The 8287-nt window shown below is 27.6% G+C and carries 8 protein-coding genes and 1 riboswitch; of the genes, 5 read left to right on the forward strand and 3 right to left on the reverse strand.

From position 1 onward, the window contains the following. Window positions 1-66 precede the first annotated feature (66 nt). Together FYJ83_RS14690 and FYJ83_RS14695 are read right to left on the reverse strand one after the other, a co-directional pair. Window positions 67-1629 (reverse strand): ATP-binding cassette domain-containing protein, encoded by a 1563-nt coding sequence (locus tag FYJ83_RS14690; RefSeq protein WP_154441723.1) that lies wholly within the window; start codon window positions 1627-1629, stop codon window positions 67-69. A gap of 354 nt (window positions 1630-1983) precedes the next feature. Next, on the reverse strand, window positions 1984-3393 hold the full coding sequence (locus tag FYJ83_RS14695) for a sigma-54 interaction domain-containing protein (protein WP_154441725.1): 1410 nt from the start codon (window positions 3391-3393) through the stop codon (window positions 1984-1986). A gap of 267 nt (window positions 3394-3660) precedes the next feature. On the opposite strand from FYJ83_RS14695, the gene FYJ83_RS14700 reads away from it, so the two are divergent. Beyond that, window positions 3661-4572: an ABC transporter ATP-binding protein gene (locus tag FYJ83_RS14700; RefSeq protein WP_154441727.1), complete on the forward strand. Its 912-nt coding sequence runs from the start codon at window positions 3661-3663 to the stop codon at window positions 4570-4572. Then, window positions 4572-5810 carry an ABC transporter permease gene (locus FYJ83_RS14705; RefSeq protein ID WP_154441729.1) on the forward strand — a complete coding sequence of 413 codons (1239 nt, stop codon included), beginning with the start codon at window positions 4572-4574 and terminating at the stop codon, window positions 5808-5810. Before FYJ83_RS14700 ends, FYJ83_RS14705 begins: the two co-directional genes overlap by 1 nt. A 41-nt stretch (window positions 5811-5851) precedes the next feature. On the opposite strand, the gene FYJ83_RS14710 is transcribed toward FYJ83_RS14705, so the two are convergent. Beyond that, the gene (locus FYJ83_RS14710) at window positions 5852-6640 is read right to left on the reverse strand and encodes a transglutaminase-like domain-containing protein (protein WP_154441731.1); all 789 of its coding nucleotides are present in this window, start codon (window positions 6638-6640) and stop codon (window positions 5852-5854) included. 13 nt (window positions 6641-6653) lie between these two features. Beyond that, a riboswitch (cyclic di-GMP riboswitch) is annotated at window positions 6654-6738 on the reverse strand. A 259-nt stretch (window positions 6739-6997) separates the two neighbouring features. Between FYJ83_RS14710 and FYJ83_RS14715 the strand changes: the two genes are divergently transcribed. Genes FYJ83_RS14715 through FYJ83_RS14725 form a run of 3 tightly spaced genes read left to right on the forward strand, consistent with a single transcriptional unit; the run spans window position 6998 to window position 8176 of the window. Continuing rightward, a complete protein-coding gene (locus FYJ83_RS14715; protein ID WP_154441733.1) occupies window positions 6998-7528 on the forward strand; it encodes a hypothetical protein in 531 nt (176 codons plus the stop codon). A gap of 11 nt (window positions 7529-7539) precedes the next feature. Beyond that, window positions 7540-7830: a hypothetical protein gene (locus tag FYJ83_RS14720; RefSeq protein WP_154441735.1), complete on the forward strand. Its 291-nt coding sequence runs from the start codon at window positions 7540-7542 to the stop codon at window positions 7828-7830. Window positions 7831-7843: 13 nt separating this feature from the next. Further along, entirely contained in the window at window positions 7844-8176 is a 333-nt protein-coding gene (locus tag FYJ83_RS14725) for a hypothetical protein (protein WP_195838018.1), read from the forward strand. The last annotated feature ends 111 nt before the right edge of the window (window positions 8177-8287 follow it).

Here is an 8287-nt window from a genome sequence, read left to right on the forward strand (position 1 = left end):
TTTTGCATCTGGATAAAAAATTTCTGCAAGGCTGATAACCTCTTCCTCAATCTCAAGAAAAAATTATTATAAATCAATTCGCTTATTACAGTATTTTAAATTATCTTGATCATGGGAAATTAAAAATATTATTTTATCTTTTGATAATTGCTGTATTGATTCGTATATATCTCTTGCTGAATCTTTATCTATATTGCTGGTAATCTCATCTAGCAAAATTACATCTGTATCATTTAATAATTCACGTAGTATAGCAATTTTTTGCTTCTCCCCTCCAGATAAATTGGTTCCATTTTCGTGAACCTTTTCATCTAAAGATTTGAATTTAGTAATAGTCTTTAGCAATGTAGAATTTTGTAGTTTCTCCATATCTACATCCTTTTCATTACGACCAAAGAGAATATTTTCTTTAATCGTTAGTGGTAAAATAGGAATATCTTGAGTAACAAAAGATATATTGTTTCGTAAACAATTATTATTTAAATCCCTTATATCATATCCGTTTATATAAATAGTATCAGTAAGACGAAACTTGGGAATCAACTTCAATAAAGTAGATTTCCCTTTTCCAGAATCCCCTGTAATTCCTACGATATCACCTTTACAGAAAGTACCCTTAATATCTTTAGACAAAACCTTTTCATTAATCTTTAGTTGTTCAATGTCAAATCGTATCTCATTAATGCTATCTATTATTAAGCTTCCATCTTCCTCTTCGTTATTATCCAAAGTTTCTATAAATTCATTACTTCCCTTCAAATCTCTAATTTGAATATTGGTATTAATTATTTGATTAATAGCTTCAAAATAAATAGGAAGTAGAATACTTATTAAAATAATATTTGTGACCTGTGTCTCTCCATTTAAAATATATATACTTACTGTCAAAATAGTTATATTCTTAACTAAACTATTTAGCATTCTCAAAGTAGAACTCATTACTTGTCCAAAGATGTTCACATCAGATATACTCTTGTAAATTCGGTTAAATGAAGGATTTAGTAGCTCAATTACATGTTCAGTATCTCCTAATTGCTTTATATAATCACTATGTCTACAGACACTAACAATTTCTTTAAATCCAGTAGATGTTTGGTCTTGCATATGTATTGCCTTTTTTTGTAACTCCTTATTTAAATACTTAAACCCAAAATAATTTATAGGTAGCATAGCAAATAAAATAATCATCAATATAGGATTAATGTAAAATATCATACATAAAGAGATTAGACAAATAATAAAGCTACTCACCATAGCAGTAATTCCTTGAGCTAAAAATGCATATATACTATTAATTGCTATGCCAATTCGTTCAATAGTATAAGTGGGTTCAAAAGATATCATCTTATCATATTGTAATCGAAACATCTTATTGTATAACTCTTTTGCCTTGGATATATTAAATTTAACAGCAAATTTCTCTCTAATATAGATAATCAATATTTGAATTAAGTGAGAAAACAATAGCACTCCTACAATTATAAAAATCAAGTGTATAGTAATTTTCTGTTCTACCTGAATGCAATAATTGATAAATATTGGAGAAATCATAACAAATAATGAACTTAACAACACTAAAAAAAGTAATAACAATAAAAACATCCTATATTCCTTTAGTAATCTTAACATAATACTCCCCCATTTTAAATTTACTTTTTAGGATAAAATCTATCTATCTCATCCAAAATCTTATCTTTTTCTATTGCACCTTTAATAATTATATCGGGTATAACTCCATCCCTAAATGTTGGTTCTTGAAATAATACCCGATAAATTGGTAGTTTGGTAATTATGCTGGTCTCTACTTATCTTTCTTAAGCAATCCCTATGCCAAGCTTTTATTTTGACAAAGTCTAATGATACCAATGTATTTATCCATCTCAATAAAAAAGAATTAAAGAAAAGTATTAAATTTAATACTTTTGTTTAATTCTTTTAAAACTAGTATGAAACTTCAGACTAAATTTAGAATTATAATAGACTTTATTCCTTTTCATCTATTTTATATCTCTTTAATTTACTATAAAGTGTTTGTTTTGGTATTTTAAGATTTCTTGCAGCTTGGGCATAGTTGTTATTTGCTTCATCAATTGCTAATTTAATGATATTTTTTTCGTACTCTTCTACCATCATTTTAAGATCAATTTCTCTTTGCATATTATTTTCAAAATCTTCTATTTCAACGTTTTTTATATATCTATCATTATATGATTGAAAATCTTCCATCTTAATATAATCATCTTCAGCAAAATTCATAGCACTCTCAATGGTATTTTGTAGTTCTCTAACATTACCTGGCCAGTCATAGTTTAAGAAATATTCCATTACCTGACTATCTATTGACTTAATTGTTTTATTCATTTTATCATTACAAATCCTAATAAAATGATCAACTAAAATTGGAATATCTTCTTTTCTATCCCTAAGAGGTGGTATATTTAAATTTAATACATTTAGTCTATAATATAAATCTTCTCTAATTTTATTTTCTTTTAGAAGTCTTTTAGGCTCTTCATTTGAAGCTACAATTAACCTTACATCAACTAAGATAGTTTTTGTACTTCCTATTCTTCTTATAATTCCATCTTCAATTACTCTCAATAACTTGGATTGCAGTCCTAACTGCATAGAATTTAATTCATCTAAGAATAATGTACCACCATCTGCTAATTCAAATAATCCTGGATTGTCCTTCGCACCCGTAAAACTTCCTTGTACTGTACCAAAAATTATACTTTCAAGTAAATTTTCTGGCAATGCTCCACAATTTTGTGCAATAAAAGGTTTACTTCTTCTATGACTTAAATTATGTATTCCTTGTACTACAAGCTCTTTCCCTGTACCTGTTTCCCCAAATACAAATACTGGTGAATTGCTATTAGCAATTTTTTGTATCTTCGATTTAAGTTGGTTTATGGTATTACTTTGTCCGATTATATCAGATATATTATATTGTGTACCATTTTGTAGAAACCTACTGCCTCTCATATCTTTACTGTATAATGTACTTTGTAACATAAGTATTTTTTCTGATAGCTCAACTACCTTACTAAGATCCTTAAAAATCTCCATAGCTCCCTGAATTCTACCATTACTAATTATAGGTATTGTTGATGTCACTATGGAAACACTTTTCCCTACATAGTTTATATAGTTCTGAACATGTTCTATTATAGGTCTTTTAGTATTAATTGCTTTATAAAAGGTACTATCCTCCCTTTTAATATTTGGAAACACTTGGAGAATACTTTTCCCTATGGCTTCTTTGGAATTAAATCCTGTAATATTTTTGGATGATTCATTAAAATATCTAATTTTTAAATCTGAATCTACAACTATTATGCCTTCTTCTAGATTGTTGATCATTAAGTCAATGATATTTTTATAATCCATAATATACCACCGTTCTCTATTATTTGCTTACATAATATCTATATATTTACTTTACCAAATTATCCCATTATTGTCCAACAGATTTAATTATATAGCTTTTAGATTGTAATATGAAGATTTGTAAAAAACTAGAAAATAAGATATGTTAAAATAATGACTAAAGTAATTATATTACTTACTTCATTCCTTTTTACAGGATTTTCCCTTGTCTTACTAATTCCTATACCCTATAATTTAAAATATATATTTCATAAAGGGGCTGATTTTATGATACTTGAGATAAAAAACATACGCAAAAGTTTTTCAGGAACTGAAGTGTTACATGGCGTATCTTTTTCAATAACAAGTGGTAAAGCATTGGGATTTCTCGGTCGAAATGGCGCTGGTAAAACTACAACCATTAGAATACTTATGGGATTATTTGATGCAAATGAAGGGGAAATTCTTTTAGATGGAAAACCTTTTAACCCTAGAGAACATTCAATAGGATATCTTCCAGAAGAAAGAGGACTATATCCTAAGCAAAAGATATTAGACCAACTTATTTATTTTGGAGAGTTAAGAGGACTATCTAGAAAGAAAGCTAAAGAAAATACATTATATTGGCTAGAAAAACTAGGTGTATTGGAATACAAAGATAAAAAACTAGAAACTCTTTCTAAGGGTAATCAACAAAAGGTACAAATAGCAGAAACCTTACTATGTGATCCAGATATAATTGTATTAGATGAACCCTTTAGTGGTCTAGATCCTGTTAACTCCCAGATACTTAAGGATGTAATTAATGAGTTAATAGATAAGCAAAAATTGGTTATCTTCTCTAGCCATCAAATGACCTATGTAGAGGAATTTTGTGAAGAAATTTCTCTTATAAATAAAGGAGATATAGTTTTGACGGGAAATCTAAAATCTATAAAGAAAGAGTATGGTGCTAATAGAATAATATTAAGTGCTATTAATCTTAATATTAATGAATTGCAAAATATTTTATTTAATAAAGTCAAAGATATAAAAATACTTGAATCTAAAAATGATTATTTAATTATCGAATTAATTAATGGTAAAACAAAAAATGAGCTGTTAAATGATTTAATAGGACTTGATATTGATATTGAAAAGTTTTCAGTATATGAGCCAACTCTAACAGATATATTTGTACAAAAGGTAGGTGATAAATAATGAAAAGTTTTTTGACAGTGCTAAAATTTGAATTATTTAATTTCCTGAAAAATAAGGTATTTAAGGTTTCTACTATTATCCTCTGTTTATTGGTAATAATAGGACTTACTATACCAACTATAATGGATGCTTTTGGTAAACCAATTTTCGGTGATAAAAAGAAAGAAGAACCATCTTATACTGAGTCTAAGATTAGATACGGAATTTTAATTAAAGAAGATGCAATTGAATTAGATGATTTACAATCTCAATTGCCAGATAATGAACTAATCAATGTAAAAAACCAAGATGAGTTAAGTAATTTAGTTATATCAGATAATATAACTGCAGGATTTATAGTTAACAATCCTACAAATTATGAATATCTAGTAAAAAATACTAGTATGGATGATGGAAATAGGTTTACATTTGAAAGTGCTTTATTGAATCTATATAGAAGTAAATCCCTTTCAGAAAAGGGTATAGATTATAATGAAGTACTGGAAGTTTATAATGTACCTATGGAATATGAAACTACTGTCTTAGGTAAGGATGGTATGAAGAATTATTTATATACCTATATCTTAATCTTTGGATTATATTTTATTGTACTATTTTATGGTCAATTAACAGCTACTTCTGTAGCTAGTGAAAAAAGTAATCGTACTATGGAGATTTTAGTAACTAGTACCAATACCAAAAACCTTATATTTGGGAAAGTAATAGCTGGTGCTTTGGCTGGAATAATACAATTTGGTACTTTGATTCTGGTGGCTAGTATAACTTATAGATTAAATGCTCAATCCTGGAATAATAATTTAGATTTTATCTTTAATATTCCTGGAAATGTATTGGCTACATTTTCTATCTTTGGAATATTAGGATACCTTTTCTATCTATTTATTTATGGTGTCATTGGTGCATTAGTATCTAGAACTGAAGATGTAGGCACAAGCTCTACACCACTTACCATAGTATTTATTATTGCTTTCTTTATCTCCATGATGGGTCTTACACACCCAGATATGTTTGCATTAAAAGTAGCTTCATTTATTCCATTTACATCCTTTATGGCAATGTTTGTAAGAGTATCTATGGGAAATGTATCAACTTTTCAAATAGTACTTTCTCTATTGATATTAGCTGTATCAACTATTATTACTGGAATATTTGGTGCTAAAATATACAGATTAGGTACTTTAATGTACGGCAATCCTATAAAAATTACAAAGGCTATTAAAATGTTAAAAGATAAATAATCATATAATAATTAAAATAACAAGGGGTATCCCTTGTTATTTTAATATTCTTTTTCTATTTTATAATCTTGTATATCTTTTATCATAGGAATAGATGGGTTTGATTTTCTTTTACCAGCATCATAAGTTGTATCTATATTCACCCATTCCTGAGTATCTTCTAGGTATACTTGATTCCAAGCATGATATTCATCCATATCATTTTTATATCCCATAACCAATTTTGTAGGTATTCCTATTGACCTAGTCATTGCTGCAAATAGAGAAGAATAATCATAACATATACCTGTTTGTACTTTTAATGTTTCATCTATCTTTGGTATATAATTTGAATTTACTCTCTTTGCCTTATCCTTATCATAGCTTATGTTAGTTACAATATAGTTATAGATAATTTCTACCTTTTCTTGATCGTTCTTAACATTCTTAGTTAATTCCTTTGCTTTTTTAATTGCATTCATATCAGTATTCCAATTAACCATTTGAATAGATTGTAAATATACTTTGTTTGGGTCTTTGGCTTTTAGTGTAACAGTTTCCTTTGCAATCTGCTTGAACTTATTATTGCCTACACTTTCTAACGCCAATATGGTGTATTCACCATCTCCAAGTTGTAGGGGTATAGTCTCGTCCCCCTTTAATATATAATCATAGCTTATATTGCCTTTACTGACTCTTACTGCTCCAACGTTGTTATTATTGTTGTTGATTTTTATTACTCCATTAGTTATTTGAGATTTATCAATATAATCACTAGCTCCGTAAGTTACTGTTGAAAATAGTGATAAAATAATAACTGCTAAGAGTGTAATTCTATGGTTTTTAAACATAAAAAACTCTCCTTTCGGTAACTGGCTGCCATCTTATTTTTAAGGAAGGCCCTTTAGCTTTGCGTCTCTAGCTTTCACTAGATTTGCCTTTATCGGTGGAAAGCACCAATAAATTATATTTATTTTCTACATTCTATCATAATATTAGGTTCAAACGTATAGGCATTTTGTCCTATATAATTAAATCATTTTACTTGATCTTGATTATTATATACCCACTTTTTTCATTAATAATTATTTTTCATATGAAAAATAATTATTTAAAAATAAAGATGAATTCTTAAAGTAACAATGATATAATGATGTTGTATATATAACTTTAGTATGTAAGTTTAAAAATAGATTGGTTGTGATTAATTGAAAAAACTCGAATTTACAGGATTTCATGCAACTTCTCTGGATAATTGGAATAAAATAAATAAAGATGGTTTTTTAATAAATAAAAAAAGAAAAAATGAATGGCTTGGTCATGGAATATATCTCTTTACATACAAAATAGATGCTCAAAGTTGGGCAAAGGGAACTTACTATTGTAGTCCAAATCCCGTTGTTTTAAAGTGTATGATTGAAGTTGAAGAAGATAAATATTTGGATCTTGATAATCCTGAAGAAATGCATAAATATGATAAATACTATAATGAAATTCTCCAATTGTTATCTAAAGAAGGAAAAAGTGTTGTATTTAAAAATAAATATGAAGGAATGTGCTTCGGGCTCAATATCTATAAAAAAGACAAGAACATTGATTTAATAAAGCATACATTTCCTAATAATAGGACAAAAAATGTAATGAAGTATGAAAACAATATATATGGGTATAAATATAACGAAGTTCAAATGTGTGCAAGTAGAAATGAAGTTATAGTTAAGAAAGATTTATACTCTTAGGAGGTTTTAATATGTTATGTATAGAAGAAATTCTTAAGATTAGCAACGAGATGGGTATTGAGATAAGAGACAGTACTGATGGAAAACATTATATACTTGATGAATATGGAAAAGAAGTTGAATTTAGTACAAATATGTTGATAAAAGTAGATGAAAAAAATACATCACATAAAATGCAAATACAAGTTTCTGAGGATTTTAACTATGGTAAGTTTAGTAGCAGTTACAATTTAGCAGATTGTAACAGTTTATACGTGGCTGAATCAGTAAGTATTGGCGAAACAATAATAGATGCAGCTTAAAGGAGTGATAGATTTGAAACCCAGTAGTTTTCAATTAATAAATAAGCCGAGAGTTACTAAAAATATATTTCAAGCTAATAAAAACTTTGATTTTCCAGGAGAAATATCTCTAGAAATCGATAACAATGTAAAGGTGATTAAAATGTCTAATGAAGAAATGACTGCTATAGTAATACTTAATTTAAAATTCTTCGAAAATAGTAATTTTAAAGAAGTACCTTTCAAACTTGAAATGGAGATAGAAGGTATGTTCAGCTGGGATAAAGAACTAGAGAAAAACCATAATCAACTAGAAGATTTATTAAAAAAGAATGCTCCAGCTATTTTATATGGTAGTGTAAAATAATCTGTGCTTTTGCGAAATAAAATTCTCTTTTCTGGCAAGAATCAAAATATGATTTAAACCAGAAAGGAGAATTTTTTATGTCAACATTACCAAAAGAAATTTTAAGAAATA

This window comes from Tissierella pigra, assembly GCF_009695605.1.
GTDB lineage: Bacteria > Bacillota > Clostridia > Tissierellales > Tissierellaceae > Tissierella > Tissierella pigra.